The organism is Clostridium sp. HMP27 (genome assembly GCF_000765165.1).
In the GTDB taxonomy this organism is placed as follows: Bacteria; Bacillota; Clostridia; order Clostridiales; family Clostridiaceae; genus Clostridium_AK.
The window spans coordinates 32,671-59,493 of record NZ_JMFY01000043.1 but is presented as its reverse complement, the minus strand read 5'-3'; the positions used below and the strand labels follow the sequence as shown (position 1 = coordinate 59,493).

Genomic DNA, 26,823 nt, shown 5'->3' with positions numbered 1-26,823 from the left:
TATTTAGTTTGATATGTTAAAAATAATAAATTTATTGTATTTAGAAATAAAATTATTAAGAGGAGAGTGTACAAATGGCAAATTTTTTAAATTCTTTTGTATCATTTAGTAATACCATACTTTGGTCCTATGTACTGATAATTTTGCTTATAGCAGTAGGACTTTATTTTACTGTATATCTTAAGGGAGCGCAGTTCAAATTTTTCTTTCAAACATTTAAGCTTTTAGCTGGTGGAAAACCTAAGGATGGTAAAGGGGTTTCTTCATTCCAAGCATTCTGTATAAGTGTTGCTTCTAGCGTTGGTACTGGAAATCTTGCAGGAGTTGCCATCGCAGTTTCAGTTGGAGGCCCAGGAGCTGTTTTTTGGATGTGGCTTATAACTCTTTTAGGAGCAGGTTCAAGTTTCGTTGAAAATACATTGGCACAGGTATATAAAGTAAAGGACAAAAATGGATATAGGGGTGGTCCTGCATATTATATGGAAAAGGCTCTTGGAAAAAGAAAGCTAGGAATTATATTCTCAGTGCTTATAACCGTATCTTTTGGGCTTGTATTTAATTCAGTTCAGGCAAATACTATAACTTTTGCATTTGAACAAGCTTTTGGTCTTAGCAGGCTTTATGGAGCTATAATTGTTATAGCACTTACTTCTATGGTTATATTTGGTGGAGTTAAGAGGATAGCGCAGGTTGCAGAAGTTATAGTACCAGTTATGGCTGTAGCTTATGTGTTAGTTGCATTATTTGTAGTTTTGAAAAATATAGGTCAACTTCCACACGTATTTACAATGATTTTTCAAGGTGCTTTTGGATTAAAGCAATTTACAGGCGGTGGAATTGGTGCAGCTATTATGATGGGAATTAAAAGAGGATTATTCGCAAATGAAGCAGGTATGGGAAGTGCACCAAATGCAGCAGCTGCAGCAGAGGTAACTCATCCAGTTAACCAAGCAATTATGCAAGTGTTTGGAGTTTTCCTTAATACTATAATAATATGCAGTGCAACAGCATTTATTATATTAGTTTCTGGTACGAATCAACAAGAAGGGCTTACTGGAATACAGTTAACACAAACAGCATTAACTTCTCAAGTAGGTAATTGGGGGAACGCATTTATAGCAGCATGTACTTTTATGTTTGCTTTTAGTTCTATAATTGGAAACTACTATTATGGTGAATCCAATATAGAATTCATGAATGGAGGTAAAACTGTGCTTAGTATATTTAGATTTGCGGTAATTGGTATGGTATTCATAGGTTCCATGGCTTCATTAGACATGGTATGGAATTTAGCGGATTTATTTATGGGATTAATGGCACTTCTTAATATTGTAGTTATATTTAAATTAAGTAAGATAGTTTCAAAGGTAATTCAAGATTATGCAGTGCAGAAAAAAGAAGGAAAAGATCCAGTATTTTATGCAGAGAATGTTGATGGATTAGTAAATGTTGAATGCTGGAGTAAAGATAGCGAAAAGATTGAGCATTCTGCATAGAGAATGTTGATAGTTTAGTAAATGTTGAATTCTGGAGTAAAGATATAGATTACATTTAGATCTTATTGATAAGTTTTTTATAAGGGGGTGTCTTACAATGAATAAATACGCATTTTGATACCATCCCTTTATTAGTTATACTATAATGATATTTTATTTGTAGAAAGATTCTATAATGGAAGATGATATAAGAAAGATGAATGTACTATCACAAAATGATTTTCTATATAAAAAATGCTCGATATCGAACGACTTGTTCGATATCGAGCATTTTAAATGTGCGATTTCTAACATTTTCAGCATCAATATGCAGAAAAGTAACTATTTTTCAAAATTTGATTGTGTTTTTTCATTGGTATGCATTTTGCTATATATATTAGTGTTCAGAAATTGAGAAGGAGGTAATTATTAGTGAAAACGATTTTAAAAAGTGTAATCGAAAACAATAGGTATATTACAAAATTTGGACAAGTAGCAACGTATATTCCTGAACTTGCAAAGGGAAATAGAGATGCTCTCGGAGCATGTGTTTTTGACATAAGTTGTAATTCAATTCTAGAAGGAGACTATAAAACAAAATTTACTATTCAGAGTGTATCAAAGGTAGTAACTCTTATATGTGCTCTAATAGATAATGGCAAGGAAGTGGTTTTTTCAAAGGTAGGTAATGAACCTTCTGCAGACCCATTTAACTCGTTACTAAAGTTAGAAATACAGCAAAATCATAAGCCGTTAAATCCATTTATAAATGCAGGAGCAATAGTTTGTACATCCCTTGTAGCAGGAGATAATGGGATAGAGAAGTTCAGCAGAATTCATAATATGCTGAAGAAGTTGGCAAATAATCGTAATATAGATGTGAACTATTCAGTTTATAATTCAGAAAAATTGACTGGGAATACAAACAGGGCAATAGCCTATTACCTTAAAGGAGCTAACATAATTGAAAAAGATGTAGAGGACACATTAGATGCGTACTTTAAATCCTGCTCAATAGAAGTAGTTGTTGAAGACATAGCGAGGATAGCTTCGGTAATTGCAAACAATGGTGTGGCACCTTGGTCAAATGAAAGATTAATTCCAGAAGAAGTTAATAGAATAGTAAAAGCTATTATGACAACCTGTGGATTATATGATACATCTGGAAAGTTTTCTGTTGATGTTGGTGTTCCTGCTAAAAGTGGAGTAGGTGGATGCATCATGGCTGTTGTTCCAAATCGTATGGGAATAGCAGTTGTAGGGCCAGCACTCGATAAGCATGGGAACAGCATTGGTGGAGTGAAGGTCATGGAAGAACTTTCAAAAGAGCTTAATCTGAGTATATTTTAAATAAGATAAAATTTATTAATTTAAAAAATAAAAATTGTTAATAGGAGAGTGTAAAAATGGGAGAGCTTTTAAATTCTTTTGTATCATTTACTAATAATATACTTTGGTCATATGTACTCATAGTTTTACTTATAGCGGTAGGACTTTATTTTACTGTTTATCTTAAGGGACCACAGTTCAAATTTTTCGGTCAAACATTTAAGCTTCTAGGTAGTGGAAAACCTAAGAATGGTAAAGGAGTTTCTTCATTCCAGGCATTTTGTATAAGTGTTGCTTCTCATGTTGGTACTGGAAATCTTGCAGGTGTTGCAATTGCAGTTTCAGTTGGAGGTCCAGGAGCACTTTTCTGGATGTGGATTATAGCTCTTTTAGGAGCGGGCTCAAGCTTTGTTGAAAATACATTAGCGCAGGTATATAAAGTAAAGGATAAAAATGGCTATAGAGGTGGTCCTGCATATTATATGGAGAAAGCTCTTGGCAACAGAAAGCTAGGAATTATATTCTCAATACTTATAACTATATCCTTTGGTCTTATATTTAATTCTGTTCAGGCAAATACTATAACGTTTGCATTTGAAGGAGCTTTTGGTCTTAACAGACTTTATGGTGCTATAATTCTTATAGTTCTTACTGCTATGGTTATATTTGGTGGAGTTAAGAGAATAGCACAAGTTGCAGAAGTTATAGTTCCAGTTATGGCTGTAGCTTATGTATTAGTTGCATTATTTGTAATCTTAAAAAATATAACTCTAGTCCCACACGTATTTGGAATGATTTTTGAAGGAGCTTTTGGGATAAAACAATTCACAGGCGGTGGAATGGGTGCTGCTATTATGATGGGAGTTAAAAGGGGATTATTTTCAAATGAAGCAGGTATGGGAAGTGCACCAAATGCAGCAGCTACAGCAGAAGTAACTCATCCAGTTAAACAAGCTATCATGCAAGTATTTGGTGTTTTCCTTGATACTATAGTAATATGTAGTGCAACAGGATTTATAGTATTAGTTTCTGGTGCAAATCAACAGGAAGGGCTTACAGGAATTCAGTTAACACAGGTGGCATTAACTTCACAGGTAGGTGCTTGGGGGAATATATTTATAGCAGCATGTATTTTTATGTTCGCATTTAGTTCTATACTTGGAAACTACTATTATGGAGAATCAAATATCGAGTTTATGAATGGAAGTAAAACGGTGCTTAATATTTTTAGATTTGCTGTAATCGTTATGGTATATGTAGGTTCTATGTCTTCATTAGATATGGTATGGAATTTAGCAGATTTATTTATGGGATTAATGGCGCTTCTTAATATTGCTGTTATATTTAAATTAAGCAAGATAGTTTCAAAAGTAGCTCAAGATTATATAGCACAAAAAAGAGAAGGCAAAGATCCAGTGTTCTATGCAGAAAATATTGATGGATTAGTAAACGTTGAGTGCTGGAGTAAGGAGAATGAAAATGTTGAAAATCAAGAAGGAAAAGGTAAAAGTTCAGTATCTCACGCAGAAGCATCTATTGATGGATAGTAAAAACTGATTTAATTAATGAAAATAAAATGCGGTTAAAAAAATGAATTGAAATATTTTTAAACTCCCTATGATTTAAAAAAATTATAGGGAGTTTTATTTTATGTGATTAGAGAAAGTATACAATAGCCATATCAATAAGAGCATATGCTTAAAATATTATATATCTAACTCTCTTCTAGGTATCTCAAATTTTATGGATTTTTCTATTTCTTCTAAGGTTCTTTTATCTTTTGGGTCTATAAATAGACAAGTATAGCCATCTTCACCGGCTCTTCCTGTTCTACCAATACGATGTATATAGGACTCTGCACTTTCTGGAATATCATAATTATATATATGACTAACCCCACTTATATCTAATCCTCTAGCTGCAACATCTGTAGCTATTAAATACTGAACATCTGCATTTCTAAAGGATTTTATTATTCTTTCACGTTTTGATTGAAGTATATCGCTATGTAACTTTGTACAGTTATATCCACGTCTATGTAATGCCATTTCAAGATCATCTACTCTTCTCTTAGTTCTACAAAATATTATAGCCATAAATGGATTATCCTCATCTAAAACTTTACATAAAGAATCTTGTTTTCTTCTGTCTGTAGTTTCTACCACTTCTTGTTTAATATTAATAAGTGTAACTTCTTCTTTTTTAACCGCAACCATTAAAGGGTCATTCATGTATCTATAGGCTAATTTTTTAACTTCAGAATTCATAGTTGCTGAGAAACATAAAGTTTGACGTTTTTTATTTGTTTCCTTTATAATAGCTTCAACATCATTTTTAAATCCCATAAGCAGCATTTGATCTGCCTCATCTAATACTAATGTTTTTAATTTGCTAAGATCGACTGTTTTTCTTTGGATATGGTCTAATAATCTGCCTGGAGTTGCAATTATTAAATGAATATTTTTACTAAGCTTTTTTAATTGAGATCCAATGTCTTTACCGCCATATGCCGCTAAAATATTTATGTCTTTAGCAGCTTTAAATTTCATAGCTTCTTCAGTTATTTGAATAGCAAGTTCTCTTGTAGGAGATATAATCAATGCCTGAATTGTATTTACATTAGGTGATATGTTTTCAAAAATAGGAATCAAAAAGGCAAAGGTTTTTCCTGTACCAGTTTGTGCTTCTGCGATAACATCTCTTCCTTCTTTAATAAATTTAATACTTTCTTGTTGAATTGCTGTTGGCTCAGTAATACCTGTGTGACTTAGTACATTTATTATATCTTCACTAATTCCTAGTTCTTTAAAATTCATTATGCTTCAAACCTTTCATTACTTATTTATATTTAGTCTTTATTAAATCAATTAATAATATCACATAAATATTGATAGTAATAGGGGACGGTTAATTAGATAACTAAATACTTGTTATTTTATTATTAATACATATAATTATACTTGGGAAAAACAAATAATGGAGGTGAGAATATGACTAGTGATGAAATATATAAAAGAATAATTGTTATGGATAGCGTTAAAGCTGCCAATGCATTTATGAAGGATAATAATATAAGTAAATCCGATATTGGAAAGTTGTGCAAGAAGTATGATATATTTATAGACCCTAAAGCAACGAAAGAAGAGTTAATAAGCAGATTTATAAGTTTGACTTTAGGTGAAAAGTTAAAAAAGAAATCTGCTAATAAATATAAAACAAAATAAGAAATAAGTGCCACCCACATGGCAAGTGGCAAATGAAGATAGATAATTTATATGAACCACCTTCCAGCAATGGATGGTGGTTTTTAATTTAGCAATGCTGTAAAGATAAACCCTGGCCAGTCGATAACATAAATAGAAAAACATAGAAAAGAATCATAATTTGAAATATAATATACATTGAGGAAAGTTTGACTATTTATATATTTATTAAGAAATATATTATTTATAAAAAGGAGATTTGATTATGGGAAGTGGTATATTACTCGAAAGCGGCACTGGTGAAGTAGAGATTCTAGAATTTATAGTTAATAATAAGCACTATGGAATTAACGTAATAAAGGTTAAAGAAGTACTAGAAATGGAAGAGTTAACTGAAATTCCTCAATCCCATCCAGCAGTAGCAGGATTGATTCTATGCAGAAATGAAATAATAACTTTAGTAAATTTAAAATATGTTTTAGATGGACAAAGTGTAGTAAATAAGAAAAATAAAATAATACTGTGTGAATTTAATAAAACTAAAGTTGCATTTAATATTGATAGCATAGTTGGTATACATAGAATAGGGTGGAATGATATAAGTAAACCTGAAGATATTGCAAGCAATCCTTTAATTATAGGGAACATAATATTAAATAATAAAATAATCTTCTTACTAGACTTTGAAAAAATTGTTACAGATATAAACCCTGAGTCTGGAATAAGTGAGGATAAAATTATAGATGTTGAATATAGGGATAGATCAGATATTAAACTTATGCTAGTAGATGATTCTCCTCTAATAAGAAGACTCTTAAGAGAGACTTTAACTAAAGCCGGCTTCACTAATTTGAAGTCTTTTGATGAAGGAGAACAAGCTTTAGATTATCTGAACAAATTAGTAATGGAAAAGGGGGAGGATTTTATAAAAGAGGTTCAGTTAGTTATAACTGATATAGAAATGCCCAAAATGGATGGGCATACTCTTACTCGAAAAATTAAGGAGGACAATATATTAAGGGAACTTCCAGTGATAATATTTTCTTCTCTAATTACAAATGAGTTAGCTCATAAAGGAAAATCTGTAGGAGCAGATGCTCAATTAAGTAAGCCAGAGGTAGGAACTTTAGTTGGATTAATAGATAAGTTTATAAAATAGTATTTATAACAAGAAATAAACCGCCACAGATGGCGGTTTTTCTTACTCTATTAATTATATATATCAGAAAATTCAATTTGTATTTTTTCTACATTTATCTGGTGAGGGGATTTATTTAGTGGTTCGGATATATCTTCTTCTAAAATTGTTTTAACAGGAAGCTCTATAATAAATTCTGTTCCTTCCCCATATTTGCTTTTCGCAGAAATTGTTCCATCATGCATCTCCACTAAGGATTTTACCATTGATAGACCTATGCCGCTTCCTTCGTGGGTCCTACTTAATAAAGGACCTACTTGTTTAAATCTTTGAAAAATTTGTTGCAAGTTATCCTGAGAAATTCCTGTACCAGTATCTTTTACAGAAATAAGAATAGATTCTCCCTTGTCATAAATATTAACTTCTATTTTATCACCAGGTTTTGTGAATTTAGTTGCATTAGAAATAAGATTAAGCATAATTCTCTCCATTTTTTCTAAATCAAAATTCATAATTTTTTCCTCAGTATCTGTATCAAATATAAGGTCTCTGGATTTACTTTCGACATATTCAGCAGTTGATAAAGTTATATTTTCAATTACCTCTACAATATTAGCCTTTTGCAAATTTAATTCCATGAATCCAGAATCTATCTTTGTAATATCAATTATATTATTTACTAGTCTAAGCAACCTATAACAATTTTGTTTAATAATAGTTATGTGTTGATTCATCTTTGTATTAGCAAATCCTTCAGGATTATTGTTTATATAGAGAGAAGAAAGTTGGACTGCTGAAAAAATTATATTTAAAGGTGTTCTTAATTCGTGGGACATATTTGCAATGAATTCAGTTTTTAATTTATCATACTTATCTTTTTCCTCTAGTAATCTTTTATTTTCCTTTATCATGTGATTAAAGCTATTTGATAGTATTCCAAGTTCATCTTTACTTTTTATATCACAACGTATTGTTAAATCGCCACTGCTGGCAATCTCCATACAGTGTTTTAGTTTGTTTATAGGTTTAAGTAAAGTGTTAGCTAAGAATAAAGCCAAAATTGAAGCTGTTAGTAAGATTAGTATCACCGTAATTAATGTCATATCTAAGATTGATTTAGATGAGGATTTTAAATCGTCATAATTAGCAGTTGTAACAATATACCAGTCCCAAGGCTCAAAATACTTGTAAGCAGCTAATTTTGAGATACCGTTAAATTTATATTCAATTACTCCACTACTGTTTTGAAACATTTTTTTAGAAAAATCATACTCACCAATATTTTGTCCTTTTATATTTGGATGAATAAGAACATCCCCCGTTGAATTCATTATATAAACATAGCCGGTTTGTCCTATTTTGATGTCGCTTAACGTCTTTTCTAAATACTCATTTAAAGCTTTATAGCCTAAAGCAATTGCACCTATAACTTTTTTGTTTTTATCTAGTAGGGGCTTATATCCTGCTATAAGCCAATTTCCTTCAACGAGATTGCTATCATAATAGGACTCAGCATTTACTATTTTTCTATAAATAGGAGAACTGTTACTTATGAAAGTTCCTACAGCATTTTTATTATCTTTGGTAGTAACATCTGTAGAAACTCTTATTAGTTTATCATCCTTTAATAAAAATATGGAGGTAAGTGTCCCAGTTGATCGTTTTATGTCATCAGTCAAGGCTGAAGATAGCGGCAACTTACGATCACCAATATACATAGAAGGTAAAATAAAACTTCCCACTTGAATCTGTTTCTTATCATCTATTATTATTTCACCTGAATTAATTATTAGCTTTTCCACATAATATAACTCACAGTGCACTTTTTCTAAGAGCAAATTATTTCTAACATCAATGGTGGTACTAATTAGTTCTGATACACGTTCACTTTTTTCTGTTATTTCATTAAAGACTGCAGTTCGTGATTTGGTAGCGATTAAAAAACCTAAAATACCTACTGAAAACACAATCAGCACTAAATAACTTGTCATTAATTTAGATTTAATATTCATATATTTTCATCAACCTCCTTGTATTGCATTAGAGTGTATAGATGTTCCTTGAAGCTTATCAAGTATTCAGAATAGTTCGTGAATTTTGATTGTATTCTATAATTCTACATTTTCTTATAAACTCCTCTTTTATTTTTAATTAGAAATTTTATTAAAATAACATTTGTATTATAAGTTGGAAGAGAGTATTAATTGCAATATTAAAGATTATCACATATTAACTTTAAAGTTTGTTGTATAATATTTATAAAGGTAAGGTCATTATTAATTAAAAAGTAATAAGAATTTATATGAACTAATTTATATACACATATATAGAAAGGATAAAGAGTTAAAATGAGAATCAATAAACTTCTTAGTAATTTGGGTTATTGTTCAAGAAGGGATACTAATAGACTTATTGAGGAAAATAGAATAACAGTAAATGGTGAACTTTGTAGTCCAGGACAGTGGGTGAAAGAAGAAGATGTTATTCTCATTGATAATAAGCCTATCCCATTAAAGGACAAGATTTATATTGCATTAAATAAACCAGTTGGAATTACCTGTACTGCATCAAAAGAAGTGGAAAGTAATATAATTAATTTTATGAATTATCCAGAATATATTTTTCCTGTGGGCAGATTAGATAAGGCATCTCAAGGATTAATATTAATGACCAACGATGGAGATTTGGCAAATAAAATCTTGGAATCAGAAAATGAGCACGAAAAAGAATACATTGTAACTTTGGATAAGCCATTTGATGATTCTTTCATGAAAGGCATGTCTGAAGGGGTAGAAATTTGTGGAGTCAAGACAAGAGCTTGTGAAGTGAATAGAATAGGGAAAGATACTTTTCGTATTATTCTCACCCAAGGACTAAATAAGCAAATTAGAAGAATGAGTAAAGTCTTTGGATATACAGTTGTGAGATTAGAACGTATCAGAATCATGAATATAAAAATTGATGGGATAGATGTTGGTAAGTGGCGTAATCTTACAGAGAAAGAGATATCAGAATTAAGGAGGAGTTAGTTTATGTTTCAGGTGGTTGATGTTGAAAAGTGGGAAAGAAGGGAGCATTTTAAATACTATACTGAACAAATTAAGTGTGGCTATAGTATTACTGCAAATCTTGATGTCACTTTGCTTAAAGACTCATTAGAAAAGAACAGTCTAAAATTCTACCCTTCATTTATCTATTGTGTTACTTATAACATAAATTCCATGCCAGAGTTTCGCATGAGGTTGGGGGAAAATAATCAATTAGTAATATATGATATTGTTCATCCTAATTATACAATTTTTCATAATGATGATCATACGTTCTCAGATATGTGGTCAGAATATACTAGCGATTTTTATAAATTTTATAATAATTATAAGGATGATATGGAAAAGTATTCAAATGTTAAAGGCATAAAAGCTAAGCCAACCCAACCTAAAAATTTTTATTGTATATCTTGTGTTCCATGGTTGAGTTTTACCGGATATTCAACCTATAGTAGCGGCTGTACACCAGCATTAATGCCAATTATAACATACGGAAAGTATCATGAAGAAAATGGAAAGTGGATAATGCCGTTTACTGTAACAATATCACATGCAGCGGCTGATGGATATCATGTAAGTAAGCTCATAAATAGTATTCAAATGACAATAGACAAATTTGATATAATATTATCACGGAAATATAAGAATCAGGAATAATGTTGAAGGAGTAAAAAAGTATGGAACTAAAGAAGATATCTGATAGAATTTATTATTTACCTAACGAAGAAGAAAATGATAGACCAGTTCTTGGGTATATCAAAGGAGATAAATATTCATTAGCTATAGATGCAGGTAATTCATCTAAGCATGTAGAAAAATTCTATTCTGAATTAAATAATTTAGATTTGAAGTTGCCAGATTATACAGTGATTACTCACTGGCACTGGGATCATACATTTGGCATGCATTCAGTAGTAGGGAAGACAATTGCAGGAAAATTTACAAATGATAAATTGGAAGAAGTTGCAACATGGAAGTGGTCTGATGAGGATATGAAAAATAGACTTGAAACAGGAGAAGACATTGAAATGTGTGATAGGTGTATCAAAGTAGAGTATTCAAACAGGCAAGAGATAAGAGTAATCCCTGCAGATATAGAATTTAACGGAAGCTTAAAAATTGATTTAGGCGGAATTCATTGCGAATTAATCCAAGCTGAGGCGCCTCATTCAGAAGACTCTGTGTTAATTTATGTACCTGAAGAAAAAACTCTGTTTGTTGGTGATGCAAATTGTGAAGATTTCTATAATAACAATGGTAATTATGATAAAGATAAGCTTGAGTCTTTTATTGCACTAATGAGAAAAATTCATTTTGATACTTATGTCTGGGGGCATGATGAACCACAAACTAAGGATGAAGCAATTACATATTTAGTAGATCAATTAGAAACGCTTAAATAGAGTTAAAAATCAGGGTAAGAATACTCTTACCCTGATAAATCATAGTTTTTATTGAATTAACGTATAAAATTAGTAACAGCTCGTTGTTCTTTTTCTGGAAGTGTAACTCCAGTTTCTTTGCCAGCATTTATACACTTTAAAAGCCAAGCCATATTTTTGCCTAGTGTTCTCATTGTCTGCATTCCCTCAAGATCTTGCTTTACTTCCTCAGGAGTATTTCCATGAACCATATTCCAATACTGAGAGGATACAACAGGCATATTTGAAATGGTAAAGTATTTATTTAACTGTTCGAAAGCTGCTGTTGAACCACCACGTCTACAACTTACAATTGCAGCACCAGGTTTATATTGAAAGCTGTTTCCAGCATAGAAAAATCTATCTAGAAAGGATGTTATTTGACCAGATGCACCTGCATAATGTACAGGAGAGCCAAAAATAAATCCGTCAGCATCCTTTGCTTTTTCTAAAGCAATATTCACAGTATCATCGCTAAATACACACATATCATTATTAGTAGAACATCCACCGCAGGCCATGCAACCACGAATAGGGTTGGTTCCTACATGAAAAATTTCTGTTTCAATACCGTCATTTTCTAAAGCCGATGCTACTTCATTTAATGCAGTATAAGTACAGCCTCGAGCTTTTGGACTTCCATTTATAAGTAATACTTTCATTTTGTTACCTCACTTTAATTATATATTTTCTACGCATATTATTATTCTAAAATACGAGTAGCAATATTACAAGCATGCTATTTTTTACTTAGATGCTAAATTCTCTTAGCATAAGCGAATAGGTCATTTGTCCACTAATGTTAATGATTTTACATGTTATATATTTTTGCAACTAGTTATTAGCAAAATTCCAACTTTTTTCATATATTAATCACAGAGAAATACCTAGGGAGTGTGCGATTACGAGTATAATAAGTAAAGCGCTTTATAAAATTGCCATAGAGGGTGGAGGAATAGTTAAAAAGAAGTTTGATAGGGAAACCAGAAACTGTGGAGTAGCAAATTCAGAAGCACTATTTAAAATATTGAGGGCAAACTCTAAAAGTGAAATTGGAAATAAATTTAACTTTGGGAATATTAAGTCTATAGAGGATTTTAAGAAACAAGTTCCATTAACAGAGTATGGGTATTATGAAAACTATATAGAACGAATGGCAAATGGCGAAAAGAAAATTTTAACAAGTGAAGATGTGGAATACTTTGGACATACATCAGGAACAACAGGAAAACAAAAATTAATTCCTTCTACTAAGAGAGGTAGAAAGATTGCTTCAAAGTATATGGCGCTTCTTACCAATAAATTTAGTTATGATAATTTTAAAGAAAACTGGAATTATGGAAAAGGCTTAATGATAGCTGATATAGTTATGACAACTTATACTAAAGGAGGAACTCCAATATGTGCGGCTACTTCTGGAGGAATGAATGGTATAAGGCATATTCTACCATATCTATACACTTCACCAATAGAAGTTATGAAGATAAAGGATAAGGAAGCTGCACTTTATCTTCATCTATTATTTGGATTAACAGAAGCTAGACTTTTATATATAAGTGGAGTTTTTATTTCAAATATATTAGATTTATTTAGAGTTTTAGAGAGTAAAAGCCAAGATTTAGTAAGAGATATAAGAAGAGGACGTATAAGTAACAATTTAAATATTGATGGAACTACTAGAAAGAATTTAAATAAATTTCTTACTCCTAATGCTAGCAGAGCTGACAAGTTAGAGTGTGAGTTCAAAAAAGGATTTAAGGGGATAGCCAGAAGAATATGGCCTAGTTTACTATATATTGCTACAGTAACTGGAGCAAACTTTTCTATATATGATGATAAAGTAAATTATTATACCGATTCATTGCCTATCTATTCTCCAGGCTATGCTGCTACTGAAGCTATGATTGGAATTAATCCTTATGTAAATAAGATAAGGTATGTAATTGTCCCTGATACTGCTTTTTATGAATTTATTCCTATTAAAGAAGAGGCTGAAGGAAGTCAGTATACCTTTTGTTTAGATGAGCTAAGATTAGGGGAAAAGTATGAAATAGTTATCACAAATTATGCAGGACTTTATAGATATAGAATTGGTGATGTTATTAAAGTGGTTGGCTTTTATAATAATTGTCCAGAAGTTGAATTTTTATATAGGAAGAACCAAGTACTTAATATGGTGTCTGAAAAGACTAATGAAGAGCATTTAGCTAGCTCTATAAAAAATACAGTGAAAAAGTTAAATTTAAACTTAGTAGATTATACAACGATGCCAGATAATTCAATTACACCTGGAAGATATATTTTTTATTTTGAATTAAAAAATAATATATATAATTACAAAGTTGAATTATTAGAAGAAACATTGGATAGAGAAATTAGAAATTCAAATTTGGCCTATGATAGAGCTAGAAATAACAAGAAGTTAGGTAGGGTAAAAGTAATACTTTTAGCACCAAATACTTTTAATTTAATAAAGGAATCATTATTAAATAAAGGAATATCAAAAAATCAAATTAAGATTCCAAGGGTCGTAATTAATAATAAAAATATATTAAATATTATAAATAAAAATAAAATGTGAAAGTGAATCATTCTAAATTATAATTGTTACAGGAAACTGTCAGAGATGATAGTTTCTTTTTCAGTTTATAGGAAATGGAATATTTATCTAGTAATAAATTAATAAAAGTCTATTGACATTAAGCATAAATGCAATTATACTAACTTTATCAAATGATAAAGATTATCATTATCAACGATGAGACGGAGGAAAAGCTATGATTCGCCTATATACAGATAATATAAATATTGGATACGGTGAGCGTTTAATTGTGAAAGATCTCAGTGTAGAAATCCCAGATAAAAAAATTACTACTATCATCGGGGCAAATGGATGTGGGAAGTCTACACTACTGAAGGCAATTACTCGTATCATTTCTTATAAATCTGGGTCAGTTATTCTAGATGGGAAAAATATTTTAAGGGAAGATACCAAAGCTTTAGCAAAAAAAATTGCTATTCTTCCACAAACACCAGAGGGAACAACAGGACTTACAGTTGGCGAATTGGTATCCTATGGACGTTTTCCTTATCAAAAAGGCTTTGGACAACTAACTAAGAGAGATCACGAAGTAATTGATTGGGCACTAGAGGTTACTGGAACAAAAGATTTTAAGTTTCGCAGCATAGATGCATTATCAGGAGGACAAAGGCAGCGTGTGTGGATTGCAATGGCTTTAGCTCAAGAAACTGAAATTATATTTCTTGATGAACCTACAACTTATTTAGATATGGCTCATCAATTAGAGGTATTAGAACTTCTACAAAAATTAAATGTAGAACAAGAGCGCACAATTGTTATGGTTCTGCATGACTTAAATCATGCAGCCCGCTTTGCTGATTATATAATTGCTTTAAGAGCTGGGAAAATCGTAAAAGCTGGAAGTTCAGAAGAAGTTATTAATAAAAAAGTGTTGAAAGAAGTATTTCAGATTGATGCTGAAATTGGCAGAGATCCGAGAACAAACAAACCAATATGTACTACTTATAATTTATTAAAAGGAGAATATAAAAATGAAAAAGATACTAATTCCATTCATACTAGTGTTTGCGCTAATTATTAGTGCTTGTAGTAATCAATCAGCAAAGAAGGACAACTCTTCAAATACAGAAGAAAATAAATCAAAGAGGGTTACATATCAATCTGAAAATGGACCAATTGAAGTTCCAGCTAAACCAGAACGTATCGTTGTTTTAAATGCATTTGTATCTGGTAGCGTTATGGCCTTAGATGGAAATATTGTTGGTGTAGATACATGGTCTAAAGCTAACCCTAGATATGAAGAGTATGTTAAAGATGCTGTAGAAGTATCTGATGAAAACTTAGAAAAAATTATTGAGTTAAAGCCAGATCTTATTATAGCTGCATCAACTAATAAAAACATTGATAAATTGAGTAAAATTGCTCCAACAGTTACATATACATATGGAAAAGTTGATTACTTAGCACAAATTTTAGAGGTTGGTAAGTTAATTAATAAAGAAAAAGAAGCACAAGAGTGGATTAATGATTTTAAAACACGTGCACAAAAGGCTGGGAAAGACATTAAAGCAAAGCTTGGTGAAAATGTAACTATTTCTGTTATAGAAAGTTATGAAAAACAGCTTTATGTATTTGGTGATAATTGGGCCAGAGGCACAGAAATACTTTATCAGGAAATGAAATTAAAGATGCCTGATAAGGTAAAGGAAATGGCACTGAAAGAAGGTTACTATGCATTATCAGCAGAGGTTCTTCCGGAATATGCGGGAGATTATATAGTATTTAGTAAATATCAAAACGCAGATAATTCCTTCGAACAAACAAACACATACAAAAATATTCCTGCGGTAAAAAATAACCAGGTAATTGAGATGAATGGAAATGGAGCTTCGTTTAATGATCCTATTACATTAGAATACCAATTAGATTTATTTAAGAAAAGCTTACTTGATAAATAACACTAGGGGAGGAATTCTTATTCAAAGAGTTCCTCTTACTTTATTTAATAAATAAGAAAGGTACGGAATTGAAGATGAGAGAAAACAAAGGTTTCATTCCATTTGGACTTAAATTGCTATTAGGAATAGCTGCTCTTACTTTAATGTTTGCTATTGCCATGGTTTTTGGAGCAGCAGATATCTCAATTAAAGATGTATGGCTTGCACTTACTTCCAATGAAGCGGGTAGCAAAATTTCTATTGTACGTGAAATTAGATTACCTAGGGAAATTGCAGCGATTTTTGTGGGAGCAGCTTTGGCTGTTGCAGGTGCAGTTATGCAAGGGATGACTAAGAATCCGCTAGCTGATCCAGGATTGCTTGGACTAACAGCAGGTGCCAATGCAGCACTAGCTATTACAATAGCATTTTTTTCTTCAGCTAATTACTTTATAATTATAGCCGTTTGTTTTATTGGATCAGCTGTTGGAGTTATTCTTGTGTTTGGAATTAGTTCTGTAAAAAAAGGTGGATTTTCCTCTTTTAGGATTGTACTAGCGGGTACGGCAGTTTCCGCTTTTTTATATGCAGTATCAGAAGGTATTGGAATTTACTTTAAAGTGTCAAAACAAGTATCTATGTGGACCGCAGGGGGAATAGTTGGAACTTCATGGAGTCAGCTTAAGATAGTTATTCCTTTTATTTTGATAGGGCTTTCAACTGCTATGTATCTTTCAAAGCAACTTACAATCATTAGTTTAAGTGAAGAAGTTGCAATTGGACTTGGACAAAATATAAGAAGAATAAAAATAATACTTTTTATAGTGATTACTTTACTTGCAGGTGCTTCTGTTGCACTTGTTGGCAATATGGCATTTGTGGGACTGATGATTCCTCATATGGTTCGTGCTATTGTTGGAACAGATTATAAATTTATTATACCAATGTCCATCGTTTTAGGAGCTACTTTAATGCTGCTTGCAGATACACTTGCTCGTACAATTAATGCTCCATATGAAACGCCTATAGCAGCTATAATGTCAGTGGTAGGAATACCATTTTTCTTATTTATTGTACGAAAAGGAGGGAAGATGTTCTCATGATTAAACAAGCTTTAATAAGGAAACAACGATTAACATTTTGTTTATTACTAGTACTAATTGCAGCCACTATTATTGCAGGGATAGGCATAGGGGAATCTTCCTTATCCTATAATAGACTTATTCCTACTATCTTGGGTAAAGGTGATTTTAAAGAAGAGTTTGTTTTATTCTCTATTCGCCTGCCTAGAATTATAATTACGCTGTTAGCAGGTATGGCACTTGCACTCTCTGGTGCTATTTTGCAGGGAATTACTCGAAATGACTTAGCTGATCCTGGTATTATAGGAATAAATAATGGAGCAGGTGTTGCAATTGCTATTTTCTTTTTATTTTTCCCAGTGAATACGGGAGCATTTACGTATTTGTTACCTGCAGTTGCTTTTGCTGGGGCTCTTATTACAGCTGGTGTTATCTACTTGTTTTCATATAACAAATATGAAGGGGTACAAACTGTAAAGTTAGTTCTTGTTGGAGTTGGATTTTCAATGGCACTTTCAGGACTTATGATTGTACTTATTTCATCGGCAGATCAGATAAAAGTGGAGTTTATAGCAAAATGGCTATCAGGAAATATTTGGGGTACTGATTGGCCGTTTATTTGGGCAGTTATTCCATGGTTAGTTATTTTAATCCCCTTTGTATTATATAAAGCAAATCATTTAAATTTACTTCAAATTAGCGAATCTGTAGCTATAGGGGTAGGCGTATCCGTTGAAAAAGAACGTATTAAACTTTTAACGGCAGCTGTAGCATTAGCAGCCTCAGCAGTTTCAGTAACAGGAGCAATTTCATTTATCGGATTAATGGCTCCACACATTGCAAAGGCGTTAGTAGGACCAAGAAATCAATTATTTATTCCAATTGCTATTTTAATAGGAGGATGGCTTCTATTGTTTGCAGATATAATTGGACATAATATAATTCAGCCTAATGGAATTCCAGCGGGAATTATGGTTGCTTTAATTGGCGCACCATACTTTATATATTTATTATTAAAAAAATAAAAGCACATGTATTAGGGCGATTGAATATTTAAAGAGCTATACTTTTAAATATTTAATCGCCTTTAAAATTTAATAAATATATGTCATTATATATTAAGTGGTTTTGTAATCGAGAGTATAATTTTTATGAGAAAATAAGGAGGATATTAGAATAAAATGTAGAATTATATATGTAAATAAAATAACATTAAAGGAGATTAAGGATGAGTATTAAAAAGACTGGTAAGATATTTTTGATTTTAGTAATAACATCTATGATAATTTTCAACCTGCCATTTACACTTAATACATTTCAAAGTGGGTTGTTGACTATAAATAAGGTAGCAGCAAAATCAGTAAGTCCAGCAATAACGATATCTTCAATAGATGACATAAATGAAACGGTTTATATAAATGACAAGTATACATTACCAAGGACAGTAAAGGCAACGATGAGTGATGGAAGTACTAAGGATGTAAGAGTAAGCTGGAAATCAACAAGGGTAACTACCAATAAAGCAGATACATATAATTATAGTGGAACAGTTTCTGGATATAGTAGTAAAGTTAAATTAACATTAACAGTTGTTCCTATAGAATCAATAGCTGATATAAGTGAAACAATATACATAAATGACAGTTATACATTACCTAAAACAGTAGCGGCAACAATGGGTGATGGGAGTGCCAAGGAAGTAAAAGTAACTTGGAATAAATCAACAGCAGTTACAAAAGAGTGTGGAGTACATGTTTATAGTGGAACGGTTTCAGGCTATAGTAATAAGGCTAAATTAACATTGATAGTGATACCTATAGTTTCAATAGCTGATATAAGCGAAAAAATATACATAAATGACAGCTATACAATGCCAAAGACAGTAATAGCAACAATGGGTGATGGGAGCACAAAGGAAGTAAAGGTAACTTGGAGCTCATCAAAGGCAACTGTAAATAAGGCAGGCACAACTACTTATAATGGAACAGTTGCAGGATACAGTACCAAAGTCAAATTAATATTAACAGTAATAGGAGTAACCTCAGTAGAAAACATAAATAAAATAATAAATATAAATGATAGTTTTACATTACCAACTACGCTAACAGCAGTGATGGGTGATGAGAGTACGAGGGATGTAAAGGTAAGCTGGAGTCCGTCAAAACCAGTTACAAATAAAGTAGGTACATATACTTATAATGGAACAGTGAGTGGATATAGCAGCAAAGTTAAATTAACATTAACAGTAAGTCCAATATCCTCAATAGAAGATGTAAATGATAAAGTATATATAAATGACAGCTATACATTTCCTAAAGAAGTGACAGCAACAATGAGTGATGGAAGTACTAGGGCTGTACAGGTAAAATGGAAATCATCAAAGGCAAAGACAAGTGAAGCTGGAGAAACTACTTATACAGGAACAGTAAGTGGATATGATAAAAACGTTAATTTAAAATTAACGGTAATTGGAATAGCATCAATAGATGATATTATTGAAACAATAGACATAAATGGCACCTATACATTACCAAAAACAATAATAGCAACAATGGGTGATGGAAGTACAAAATCTTTAGAAGTAAAGTGGAACACGTCAAAAATAGATACAAGTAAGATTACGCAACCTGATTATTTAGGAACAGTTAATGGATATAAAAGCAAAGTTAAATTAACATTAATAATAAATTCAATAACATCAATAAGCTCAATAGTAAGTGCAACAGTAAATCAATACGATAGCTATACATTACCAGCTACAGTAACAGCAACAATGAGTGATGGAAGGACAAAGTCTGTAGAGGTAAAGTGGAACCCATCAAAAGCAAAAACGAGTAGTAAAGGTAAAACAACCTATACGGGAACAGTAGGTGGGTATGATAGTGAAATTAAGTTCACATTAAATGTAAATCCTATAACATTACTAACTCATAGTGTAAATTTTGGAGATAACTATACATTACCAACTAAAGTAGATGCAACAATGAGTGATGGAAGTATAAAAAAGGGAGTTGGTGTAATATGGGATATTTCAGAAGTTGATACAAGCAAGTTAGGGAAACAGACATATATTGGAAAGCTGAATGGATATATGAATAAAGTTAAGTTAGAGCTAACAGTTAAAGAAGAAAATCCTATTAAATCAGTAGAGTTCAAAGAAATTGAGAAGCCTAAGTATTCTAAGACATTTAACTATGCATCGATATTAAAAGCTGAGGAATCAAAAGATAAGGATCCGGTTATTACCAAAGGCGTTATTACACTTACCAGTTCAACATCTAAAAAGATTCGCTTAGATATAAATAATACAGCAGAGACTAAATATAATATTTTGTATATTGATCAAAATTCGGATGGTCACTATGACAAAGGAACTGATCAAATTATTGGACAGTTTACAATTATAATAAAAGGTAAGTTTGCAAATACTTATAATGGTTTAGTAGATGGTATTAAAGTAGCACCTGGGGATGATGGAATTTTAGTGTTTAGAGTTTATAATGTAGATGGCAGTAAAGATAAAGCTTCAACTACGATCAATGTTGAATTTTAAAGTCTTATATAAAATAGGTTTAATTTTGTAAGTGTAAAGTGCCACCCACGTGGCAAGTGGCAAGTAGTGCTAATGATGTGTAAATTTATGTGGTTTTATTAGAATAGTAGTATTATACTATATAAATCCTAAAAGTCTTATATAAAATGGGTTTAACTTTCTAAAATATTTGATATAATATAAGTATAAATGAGCAAAATAAAATAGGGTGCTGGTAACACCCTATAACATACAATTCTAGTTGTTTAGGCAACTGATATCACTATTAAATGTTTAATTAAAATAGTAGCTAACCAATTGCGAGATGGGGGCTACTATTTTTTTGAGATTTTTTCTATAAGTAACACTATTAACGTTAATAGTGAAATCAAGAATAATCCACCTTCAAATAATAACATTAAAACGTCATTACTCATTTTATCACCTCCCTTCAACAGGGATGAGTGATAGCAAGTAGCCCACATTCAACTATATTGAATTGTGCTAGAAAATTATACCATATGCCTTGTGAAAATTCTATAATAGGAAATATGAAAGATATTTTATTGAAAGATAAGGATTTAAGAAATGCTAGTAAGGTCATGTTGATAATATGCCAATATAAGGATAAAATTATACTTTTGAAAGATTTTCATATTTCTGCAGTTAATTGATGTCAATTCATCATTTGTATCATAATATATAAGTGATAGCATTTACAAGGAATATTATATGTATTATATACCAACTTTTCAAAGACAGAATAAATATATAAGAAGTGCTGCTGTAAATTATGCACTTACCTACGGATTAAAACCTAATCCAAACTACAGGTATTTCCCATTAATAAATGACAGCAGTGGTGATTGTGCAAATTTTATCTCTCAATGCTTGCTAGCAGGTGGTGCACAGATGGATTTCAACGACGCGAGACCCTGGTGGTATAGACATGGAGCAAATAGATCACAGGATACCTGGGCTTTAAGTTGGACAATTGCCCATTCGTTATATTATTACCTGAGAGTGAACGAGGAAAATAACTCAGTCTATACAAAAGGATTCGAGCTTACAAACAAAAATGATCTTGAGCTTGGTGATCTAATATTTTTTGAGGATACAAGAGGACATATATTTCATTCTACAATTGTGACAGGTTTTTCAGCAAGCGGACCACTTGTTACTCATCATTCCTTTGAAGCAGTAAATATTCCCTACAGAAGCTCGTGGCCTGCATTTAAGTATCACTATATAAAAGTTGTAATATAAATTATTATCCAGCAGGCTTATATTTTATCGATAAATAAGGATGCTGTATATGATAAAGGAAACATTGATGTCTAAGAATAATTGGATATTAATGTTTCATTTTGTATTTGCCAATACTTTGTAAGTCATTTAAATCAATATGATTTTTCATTAGGATTTGTCTATTAAAATGGTACAGCTAGCCTCTTAAACGAATAATATAATAATTAGATTAAGTTTGGAGGATAACAGTATGAAAAATGCAATTTACAATGCTTTGTCTAATATGATGTTTCGTGCTCATAATATAATTAATATCAAAGCAAAGACTAGCGCATCAAGGCAATTTCCTTATGAGATTGAAGTTATCGCTGAAAACTTATATGTGCCTTGGGCCATAGATATAAGCAATGAAGACAAACTATATTTTACTGAGCGGTCTGGAGCAATTAGAATTATTGAAAATGGTAAACTTCTTTTGCAGCCACTGATTACACTTCCTGCGCCCTTTGTAAGTGAGGGAGAAGGAGGCCTGATGGGTATTGCCCTAGACCCAAATCATTCACAAAACCGTTATATGTATGTTATGCACTCATATGCAGAGGGTAACCGAATCTATAACCGTGTTGTTAGATTAGTTGAAAGCAATAACAGGGCATCCATCGACAGGGTTCTTCTAAACAAAATCCCTGGGGGACGAATTCACAATGGAGGAAGGTTAAAGATAGGTCCGGATAAGAAATTGTATATAACAACGGGAGATGCAGGGAATCCTGCATTGGCACAAGATTCTAGTAGTACAGCCGGAAAAATACTGCGGATAGAATTAGACGGCAGCATTCCTAAGGATAATCCAATTAGTAATTCACCTGTTTATAGCTTAGGTCATCGAAATCCACAAGGTTTAGCATGGAATTCAAGAAATGTATTGTATGCATCAGAGCATGGACAGACAGCACATGATGAGATAAGCATAATAAAACCCGGAGCTAATTATGGCTGGCCTCTTGTTCAAGGAGATGAAACCTCCGCACAAGTTGTAACACAAAAGCCATTGATACACAGCGGAGAAGTTACATGGGCGCCCTCTGGTATTACCTTCGTAAATCAAGGACCATGGCAAGGAAAATTACTGGTTGCTTGTTTACGTGGACAGCAACTACTAGCTATCTTTTTGAATGGAAATGGAACAGTAGTTAGAAATGTAGAATCATTGTTGAAGAATGAGTATGGACGTTTGCGGGAAGTTATCCAGGGGAAAGATGGATCAATTTACTTGACAACAAGCAATAGAGATGGCAGAGGTAATCCTCGTATATCAGATGATAAAATCATCCGGCTTATTCCGAAATAAAGAGATGTTTAGACACCTTAAGATATATCATCTATTTTATTTGGGACAATATAAACAGCCGTTAAGAAGAAGTAGTAAGGGGACTAGAAAACTAGGACACTTCTTCTCAGTGGCTGTTTTGACATTTGCAATAAATATAATAATACAATGTGAATTTTATCTAGATGAAAAGTATGGTAGGTAGGTTCTAAAAAGGATTTGTAAGGTTGGAATAGAATATATTTATAAAGGCTAAATTGTATATTATGGGGAAATAATTAAATTTTAATTGGGGGATTATTTATATTTTTTACAGAAATTATATGCATTATACTTATCATTTTATTTTTAATTTTAGCGGTTAAGCCTTTGAAAGTAGCAAATATTATTAGAACTATATTTCGCATGCAGGAGTTACATGTTGATGACTCCAGGATTTTTTTCTTAAGAGCTTCTGGTATAACAGGAATAGTGGTTTTTTCTTTATTTCTAATACTAACAATATTTTATTAGAATTGTTATTTGATTTATGTTTAAGTATTTTATTAAATTCATCAATAATAAACCTATGCTTTTTTAAATATTAAGTAAGATTTAGTGAATTAAATACAACAAATTAATAGATGAAGGAGATGAAAATGTGAAACTAAAAGTTTTAGTAGATAACAACACATATATTGACCAATATTATTACGGCGAACCTGCCGTTTCGTACTATATTGAAGATGAAGATACTAGACTATTATTGGATGTAGGATATTCTGATTTATTTATCAAAAACTCAAATGCCTTAGGGGTAGATTTAGAAAGTGTAAGTACTATCGTTATTTCACATGGTCATGATGACCATACACGAGGATTAAAATACTATTTTGAACAAGAACATAAAAATAATATTTCCATTATTGCTCACCCGGATGCATTTAAAGAAAAAGCAGTAGGTGACTTAAAAATTTGCGCTCCTATCTTAGAGGAAGAACTAAAAGAAAAATGTAATCTAATTCTTTCAAAAAAACCTATTAAGGTTAGTAAAAACATAACTTTTTTAGGAGAAATACCACAAATAAATCATTTCGAAGAAAGAAAGCCTATTGGCAAACAAATTGTTGGGAAGAATTCAATTGACGACTATGTAAGAGATGATACTGCACTTGTTTATAAGAGTGAAAAGGGTATTTATATTATTACAGGATGTTCTCATAGTGGAATATGTAACATAATAGAATATGCAAAAGAAGTGTGTAAAGATAATAGAGTATTAGGAGTTATAGGAGGATTTCATTTGTTTGAAGTAACTAAGCAGGTTAGTAAAACTATTGATTATCTAAAACAGAACAACATAAAAGAATTATATCCTTGTCATTGTACTTCATTTATCGTTAAAGCAGAAATACATAAAGTTTTACCAGTAAAAGAAGTTGGTGTTGGCCTAGAAATAAACTGGTAAAGATGTTGAAAATAAAAATACATAGCAGCTAAATAATGCCGCATTTTTAAATTTGGCGTATAGCTGCTACTTTATAAGTAGGGTACAGCACATAGCATAGAATAGTGGTAGGGGGAGCTACCTTTTATTCTGTGATTTGCAATCTGTACCCAGAACTTGCTTGAAAACTAATTTCAACTTGCCACTTGTCACGTGGGTGGCACTTTTATGCTAATAAACAGCAGTACAAGAATCTTTGTATTTTTCAATCTTGCCTACGGTTAAATTTGAAAATGCTTCTTTAATTCTTTTGCATATTTCGCCAGGTTCTCCATTACCAACAATTCTATCATCTGCCTCAATAATTGGGGTAACTTCCATAGCGGTACCACTGAAAAACAATTCATCAGCAGCATAAAGCTCTGTTCTTGATATGCTTCTTTCAACTACCTCTATACCTAAATCTTCCCTTGCTATTTGCATAACAAGTTCTCTAGTTATACCCTCTAATATGTTATCTGAAGGAGGAGGTGTAATTAGTTTACCTCTTCTAACCATAAATATATTTTCTCCTGGTCCTTCACAAACATGACCAGTTGCAGTTAAGAATATAGCTTCGTCATATCCTCTGCTGGTAACCTCCAATGAAGCCAATGCAGAATTTAAATAAGATGCAGTGGCCTTAACTCTTGGAGGAAGCATATTATCGTTTAGTCTTGTCCAAGATGTTACAGCAACTCTAAGACGATCTTTTCCAGTGTAACTTCCTAGCGGTTGACAGTATATAACTATACGATCATCGTTATCTTTAAGAGTAGGCCCTATATGCTCAGATCCCTTAAAAGCTATAGGTCTTATGTAGGTCGTAGATTTAAAATTATTTTTCCTTAAAAGTTCAATTGTAATATCACAAAGTTCTTCTACACTATAAGGCAATTTGATATTTAAAACCTTACAGGATTGAAGAAATCTAGTATAGTGTTCTTTTAATTTAAATGCATAAAGTTGATTACTATCTTCATGCCAATAAGCTCGTATTCCTTCAAAGCAAGCAAGTCCATAGTTAAAAGCCTTAGACCTAACACTTATATTTACGTTATTTTCCTTTACAAAGTCCCCTTGATAAAATGCTAAACATTCATTCATAGAAAAGCCCCCTTACAAAATATAAATTTATTTTTATATATTCGACATGTTTGCAAAATAGCAAATTTTTCATGAATTTTGATATTTTAATTATAGATTCTAAAGGTATTTTCACCATATGTCAACAGAAAATTGAATGAAAAACAAAAATAATTTAAAATTTCTTGTGATTTTCAGAATATAGAAATAAATAATTCTAAGTTGATTATAAATGAATAATTTTAAATCAGCAGATATTTAATAAGAGCCTAGGTGCTGAAATGCCTTAACGGCAACGTTTACAGAGGTTTAATAAGCTAAAAAATGAAGGATTAAATTCAAATGACGGAGGCATCATGCAATTTTTAATTATTTAAGAAAATTGATTGACCTTGCAAAAAATATATGATAATATTACTGACAAGATTTGGTTTAAGTAGCTTGTTTTCTCTGAAAGGAGATGATTGAGATAAAATCTTATGTTTTGTCAGTTACAGTTGATAACAATCCAGGAGCTCTTATGAGGGTGTGTCAACTTTTTAGCAGAAGAGGTTATAACTTAGAAAGTGTTACAGCAGGAATTACTGAAAGAGAAGGCATATCTCGGTTAACGTTAATTGCTAAAGTTGAAAAGGATGATATATTAAATCAAATAGTAAAACAAATTAAAAAACTAGAAGATGTTTATAAGGTATCAGTTCTGGATGAAAACAGCTCTATATGTAGACAAATGATGTTTATAAAGGTTAAAGCACAAGGAGAAAGTAAGCAGGAAATACTGAATATAGTTAATATTTTTAGAGGTTCCATAACAGACATTACACCTGAAAGTTTAACAATAGAAATTACAGGGGATGAAAATAAGCTAGAGGGGCTAAAAAATGTATTAATGCCTTTTGGTATTTTGGAAATAGTAAGCAGTGGTTTTATTGCTTTAGAAAGAGGCGTAGAATCTCTTAAATAATAATAAATATTTAAAAATCACAAG

At 31.6% G+C, this 26,823-nt stretch carries 23 protein-coding genes; 18 read left to right on the top strand and 5 right to left on the bottom strand.

Features of this window, described 5'->3' with window-relative positions:
* The first annotated feature begins 74 nt into the window (after positions 1 to 74).
* The 3 genes from DP68_RS16600 to DP68_RS16590 all read left to right on the top strand — a co-directional run bounded on the left by DP68_RS16600 (position 75) and on the right by DP68_RS16590 (position 4,351).
* Positions 75 to 1,496, top strand: coding sequence for an alanine/glycine:cation symporter family protein (locus DP68_RS16600; RefSeq protein WP_035311522.1), 1,422 nt, complete (start codon positions 75 to 77; stop codon positions 1,494 to 1,496).
* Positions 1,497 to 1,907: 411 nt separating this feature from the next.
* On the top strand, positions 1,908 to 2,825 hold the full coding sequence (gene glsA / locus DP68_RS16595) for a glutaminase A (protein ID WP_035311520.1): 918 nt from the start codon (positions 1,908 to 1,910) through the stop codon (positions 2,823 to 2,825).
* Positions 2,826 to 2,881: 56 nt separating this feature from the next.
* Positions 2,882 to 4,351, top strand: coding sequence for an alanine/glycine:cation symporter family protein (locus tag DP68_RS16590; protein WP_035311518.1), 1,470 nt, complete (start codon positions 2,882 to 2,884; stop codon positions 4,349 to 4,351).
* A gap of 159 nt (positions 4,352 to 4,510) precedes the next feature.
* On the opposite strand, the gene DP68_RS16585 is transcribed toward DP68_RS16590, so the two are convergent.
* Positions 4,511 to 5,620: a DEAD/DEAH box helicase gene (locus tag DP68_RS16585; RefSeq protein WP_035311517.1), complete on the bottom strand. Its 1,110-nt coding sequence runs from the start codon at positions 5,618 to 5,620 to the stop codon at positions 4,511 to 4,513.
* A 174-nt stretch (positions 5,621 to 5,794) separates the two neighbouring features.
* Between DP68_RS16585 and DP68_RS16580 the strand changes: the two genes are divergently transcribed.
* Together DP68_RS16580 and DP68_RS16575 are read left to right on the top strand one after the other, a co-directional pair.
* Positions 5,795 to 6,028: a hypothetical protein gene (locus DP68_RS16580; protein WP_035311516.1), complete on the top strand. Its 234-nt coding sequence runs from the start codon at positions 5,795 to 5,797 to the stop codon at positions 6,026 to 6,028.
* Positions 6,029 to 6,272: 244 nt separating this feature from the next.
* Positions 6,273 to 7,166 (top strand): chemotaxis protein, encoded by an 894-nt coding sequence (locus DP68_RS16575; protein ID WP_035311514.1) that lies wholly within the window; start codon positions 6,273 to 6,275, stop codon positions 7,164 to 7,166.
* 50 nt (positions 7,167 to 7,216) lie between these two features.
* Here DP68_RS16575 and DP68_RS16570 read toward each other — a convergent pair whose 3' ends face one another.
* Positions 7,217 to 9,157 carry a Cache 3/Cache 2 fusion domain-containing protein gene (locus DP68_RS16570; protein WP_035311513.1) on the bottom strand — a complete coding sequence of 647 codons (1,941 nt, stop codon included), beginning with the start codon at positions 9,155 to 9,157 and terminating at the stop codon, positions 7,217 to 7,219.
* 336 nt (positions 9,158 to 9,493) lie between these two features.
* On the opposite strand from DP68_RS16570, the gene DP68_RS16565 reads away from it, so the two are divergent.
* From DP68_RS16565 to DP68_RS16555, 3 genes are read left to right on the top strand one after another with little or no spacing between them, the layout of a single operon-like run.
* Positions 9,494 to 10,174 carry a pseudouridine synthase gene (locus DP68_RS16565; RefSeq protein ID WP_035311512.1) on the top strand — a complete coding sequence of 227 codons (681 nt, stop codon included), beginning with the start codon at positions 9,494 to 9,496 and terminating at the stop codon, positions 10,172 to 10,174.
* 3 nt (positions 10,175 to 10,177) lie between these two features.
* Positions 10,178 to 10,849, top strand: coding sequence for a chloramphenicol acetyltransferase CAT (locus DP68_RS16560; RefSeq protein ID WP_035311510.1), 672 nt, complete (start codon positions 10,178 to 10,180; stop codon positions 10,847 to 10,849).
* 20 nt (positions 10,850 to 10,869) lie between these two features.
* Entirely contained in the window at positions 10,870 to 11,595 is a 726-nt protein-coding gene (locus DP68_RS16555) for an MBL fold metallo-hydrolase (protein WP_035311509.1), read from the top strand.
* A gap of 56 nt (positions 11,596 to 11,651) precedes the next feature.
* Here the strand turns inward: DP68_RS16555 and DP68_RS16550 are convergent, their stop codons facing one another.
* Positions 11,652 to 12,275, bottom strand: a complete 624-nt coding sequence (locus tag DP68_RS16550; protein WP_035311508.1) for a flavodoxin family protein — start codon at positions 12,273 to 12,275, stop codon at positions 11,652 to 11,654.
* 293 nt (positions 12,276 to 12,568) lie between these two features.
* On the opposite strand from DP68_RS16550, the gene DP68_RS16545 reads away from it, so the two are divergent.
* The 6 genes from DP68_RS16545 to DP68_RS16520 all read left to right on the top strand — a co-directional run bounded on the left by DP68_RS16545 (position 12,569) and on the right by DP68_RS16520 (position 20,727).
* On the top strand, positions 12,569 to 14,194 hold the full coding sequence (locus tag DP68_RS16545; protein ID WP_291550044.1) for a GH3 auxin-responsive promoter family protein: 1,626 nt from the start codon (positions 12,569 to 12,571) through the stop codon (positions 14,192 to 14,194).
* A gap of 196 nt (positions 14,195 to 14,390) precedes the next feature.
* Positions 14,391 to 15,236, top strand: a complete 846-nt coding sequence (locus tag DP68_RS16540; RefSeq protein WP_035311506.1) for an ABC transporter ATP-binding protein — start codon at positions 14,391 to 14,393, stop codon at positions 15,234 to 15,236.
* Complete coding sequence (locus tag DP68_RS16535) at positions 15,187 to 16,113, top strand: iron-hydroxamate ABC transporter substrate-binding protein (RefSeq protein ID WP_035311504.1); 927 nt, start codon at positions 15,187 to 15,189, stop codon at positions 16,111 to 16,113. The genes DP68_RS16540 and DP68_RS16535 overlap by 50 nt, the downstream gene beginning before the upstream one ends.
* Positions 16,114 to 16,187: 74 nt before the next feature.
* On the top strand, positions 16,188 to 17,195 hold the full coding sequence (locus tag DP68_RS16530) for an iron ABC transporter permease (protein WP_035311606.1): 1,008 nt from the start codon (positions 16,188 to 16,190) through the stop codon (positions 17,193 to 17,195).
* The gene (locus DP68_RS16525; protein WP_035311503.1) at positions 17,192 to 18,199 is read left to right on the top strand and encodes an iron ABC transporter permease; all 1,008 of its coding nucleotides are present in this window, start codon (positions 17,192 to 17,194) and stop codon (positions 18,197 to 18,199) included. Before DP68_RS16530 ends, DP68_RS16525 begins: the two co-directional genes overlap by 4 nt.
* A gap of 203 nt (positions 18,200 to 18,402) precedes the next feature.
* Positions 18,403 to 20,727 carry an Ig-like domain-containing protein gene (locus DP68_RS16520; protein WP_035311501.1) on the top strand — a complete coding sequence of 775 codons (2,325 nt, stop codon included), beginning with the start codon at positions 18,403 to 18,405 and terminating at the stop codon, positions 20,725 to 20,727.
* 314 nt (positions 20,728 to 21,041) lie between these two features.
* On the opposite strand, the gene DP68_RS16515 is transcribed toward DP68_RS16520, so the two are convergent.
* Positions 21,042 to 21,143 (bottom strand): putative holin-like toxin, encoded by a 102-nt coding sequence (locus tag DP68_RS16515; RefSeq protein WP_035311500.1) that lies wholly within the window; start codon positions 21,141 to 21,143, stop codon positions 21,042 to 21,044.
* A gap of 295 nt (positions 21,144 to 21,438) precedes the next feature.
* Here DP68_RS16515 and DP68_RS16505 point away from each other — a divergent pair, with 295 nt between their 5' ends.
* The 3 genes from DP68_RS16505 to DP68_RS16495 all read left to right on the top strand — a co-directional run bounded on the left by DP68_RS16505 (position 21,439) and on the right by DP68_RS16495 (position 24,731).
* Positions 21,439 to 21,972: an amidase domain-containing protein gene (locus DP68_RS16505; protein WP_035311498.1), complete on the top strand. Its 534-nt coding sequence runs from the start codon at positions 21,439 to 21,441 to the stop codon at positions 21,970 to 21,972.
* A 232-nt stretch (positions 21,973 to 22,204) separates the two neighbouring features.
* Positions 22,205 to 23,305, top strand: a complete 1,101-nt coding sequence (locus DP68_RS16500) for a PQQ-dependent sugar dehydrogenase (RefSeq protein WP_035311496.1) — start codon at positions 22,205 to 22,207, stop codon at positions 23,303 to 23,305.
* Between the two features lie 619 nt (positions 23,306 to 23,924).
* On the top strand, positions 23,925 to 24,731 hold the full coding sequence (locus DP68_RS16495) for an MBL fold metallo-hydrolase (RefSeq protein WP_035311495.1): 807 nt from the start codon (positions 23,925 to 23,927) through the stop codon (positions 24,729 to 24,731).
* Positions 24,732 to 24,941: 210 nt separating this feature from the next.
* Here the strand turns inward: DP68_RS16495 and DP68_RS16490 are convergent, their stop codons facing one another.
* Positions 24,942 to 25,856 (bottom strand): branched-chain amino acid transaminase, encoded by a 915-nt coding sequence (locus DP68_RS16490; RefSeq protein WP_035311494.1) that lies wholly within the window; start codon positions 25,854 to 25,856, stop codon positions 24,942 to 24,944.
* 463 nt (positions 25,857 to 26,319) lie between these two features.
* Here DP68_RS16490 and ilvN point away from each other — a divergent pair, with 463 nt between their 5' ends.
* Positions 26,320 to 26,799: an acetolactate synthase small subunit gene (gene ilvN, locus DP68_RS16485; RefSeq protein ID WP_291549925.1), complete on the top strand. Its 480-nt coding sequence runs from the start codon at positions 26,320 to 26,322 to the stop codon at positions 26,797 to 26,799.
* Positions 26,800 to 26,823: the final 24 nt, after the last annotated feature.

Excerpts from the sequence above, each read along its gene's own strand:
- DP68_RS16580 (WP_035311516.1), top strand. The coding sequence starts at position 5,795 with ATGACTAGTGATGAAATATATAAAAGAATAATTGTTATGGATAGCGTT.
- DP68_RS16585 (WP_035311517.1), bottom strand. The coding sequence starts at position 5,620 with ATGAATTTTAAAGAACTAGGAATTAGTGAAGATATAATAAATGTACTA.
- DP68_RS16560 (WP_035311510.1), top strand. The coding sequence starts at position 10,178 with ATGTTTCAGGTGGTTGATGTTGAAAAGTGGGAAAGAAGGGAGCATTTT.
- DP68_RS16600 (WP_035311522.1), top strand. The coding sequence starts at position 75 with ATGGCAAATTTTTTAAATTCTTTTGTATCATTTAGTAATACCATACTT.
- DP68_RS16490 (WP_035311494.1), bottom strand. The coding sequence starts at position 25,856 with ATGAATGAATGTTTAGCATTTTATCAAGGGGACTTTGTAAAGGAAAAT.
- DP68_RS16540 (WP_035311506.1), top strand. The coding sequence starts at position 14,391 with ATGATTCGCCTATATACAGATAATATAAATATTGGATACGGTGAGCGT.
- DP68_RS16550 (WP_035311508.1), bottom strand. The coding sequence starts at position 12,275 with ATGAAAGTATTACTTATAAATGGAAGTCCAAAAGCTCGAGGCTGTACT.
- DP68_RS16500 (WP_035311496.1), top strand. The coding sequence starts at position 22,205 with ATGAAAAATGCAATTTACAATGCTTTGTCTAATATGATGTTTCGTGCT.
- DP68_RS16505 (WP_035311498.1), top strand. The coding sequence starts at position 21,439 with ATGTATTATATACCAACTTTTCAAAGACAGAATAAATATATAAGAAGT.
- DP68_RS16570 (WP_035311513.1), bottom strand. The coding sequence starts at position 9,157 with ATGAATATTAAATCTAAATTAATGACAAGTTATTTAGTGCTGATTGTG.
- DP68_RS16520 (WP_035311501.1), top strand. The coding sequence starts at position 18,403 with ATGAGTATTAAAAAGACTGGTAAGATATTTTTGATTTTAGTAATAACA.
- DP68_RS16530 (WP_035311606.1), top strand. The coding sequence starts at position 16,188 with ATGAGAGAAAACAAAGGTTTCATTCCATTTGGACTTAAATTGCTATTA.
- DP68_RS16515 (WP_035311500.1), bottom strand. The coding sequence starts at position 21,143 with ATGAGTAATGACGTTTTAATGTTATTATTTGAAGGTGGATTATTCTTG.
- DP68_RS16565 (WP_035311512.1), top strand. The coding sequence starts at position 9,494 with ATGAGAATCAATAAACTTCTTAGTAATTTGGGTTATTGTTCAAGAAGG.
- DP68_RS16590 (WP_035311518.1), top strand. The coding sequence starts at position 2,882 with ATGGGAGAGCTTTTAAATTCTTTTGTATCATTTACTAATAATATACTT.
- DP68_RS16535 (WP_035311504.1), top strand. The coding sequence starts at position 15,187 with ATGAAAAAGATACTAATTCCATTCATACTAGTGTTTGCGCTAATTATT.
- DP68_RS16525 (WP_035311503.1), top strand. The coding sequence starts at position 17,192 with ATGATTAAACAAGCTTTAATAAGGAAACAACGATTAACATTTTGTTTA.
- DP68_RS16575 (WP_035311514.1), top strand. The coding sequence starts at position 6,273 with ATGGGAAGTGGTATATTACTCGAAAGCGGCACTGGTGAAGTAGAGATT.
- DP68_RS16555 (WP_035311509.1), top strand. The coding sequence starts at position 10,870 with ATGGAACTAAAGAAGATATCTGATAGAATTTATTATTTACCTAACGAA.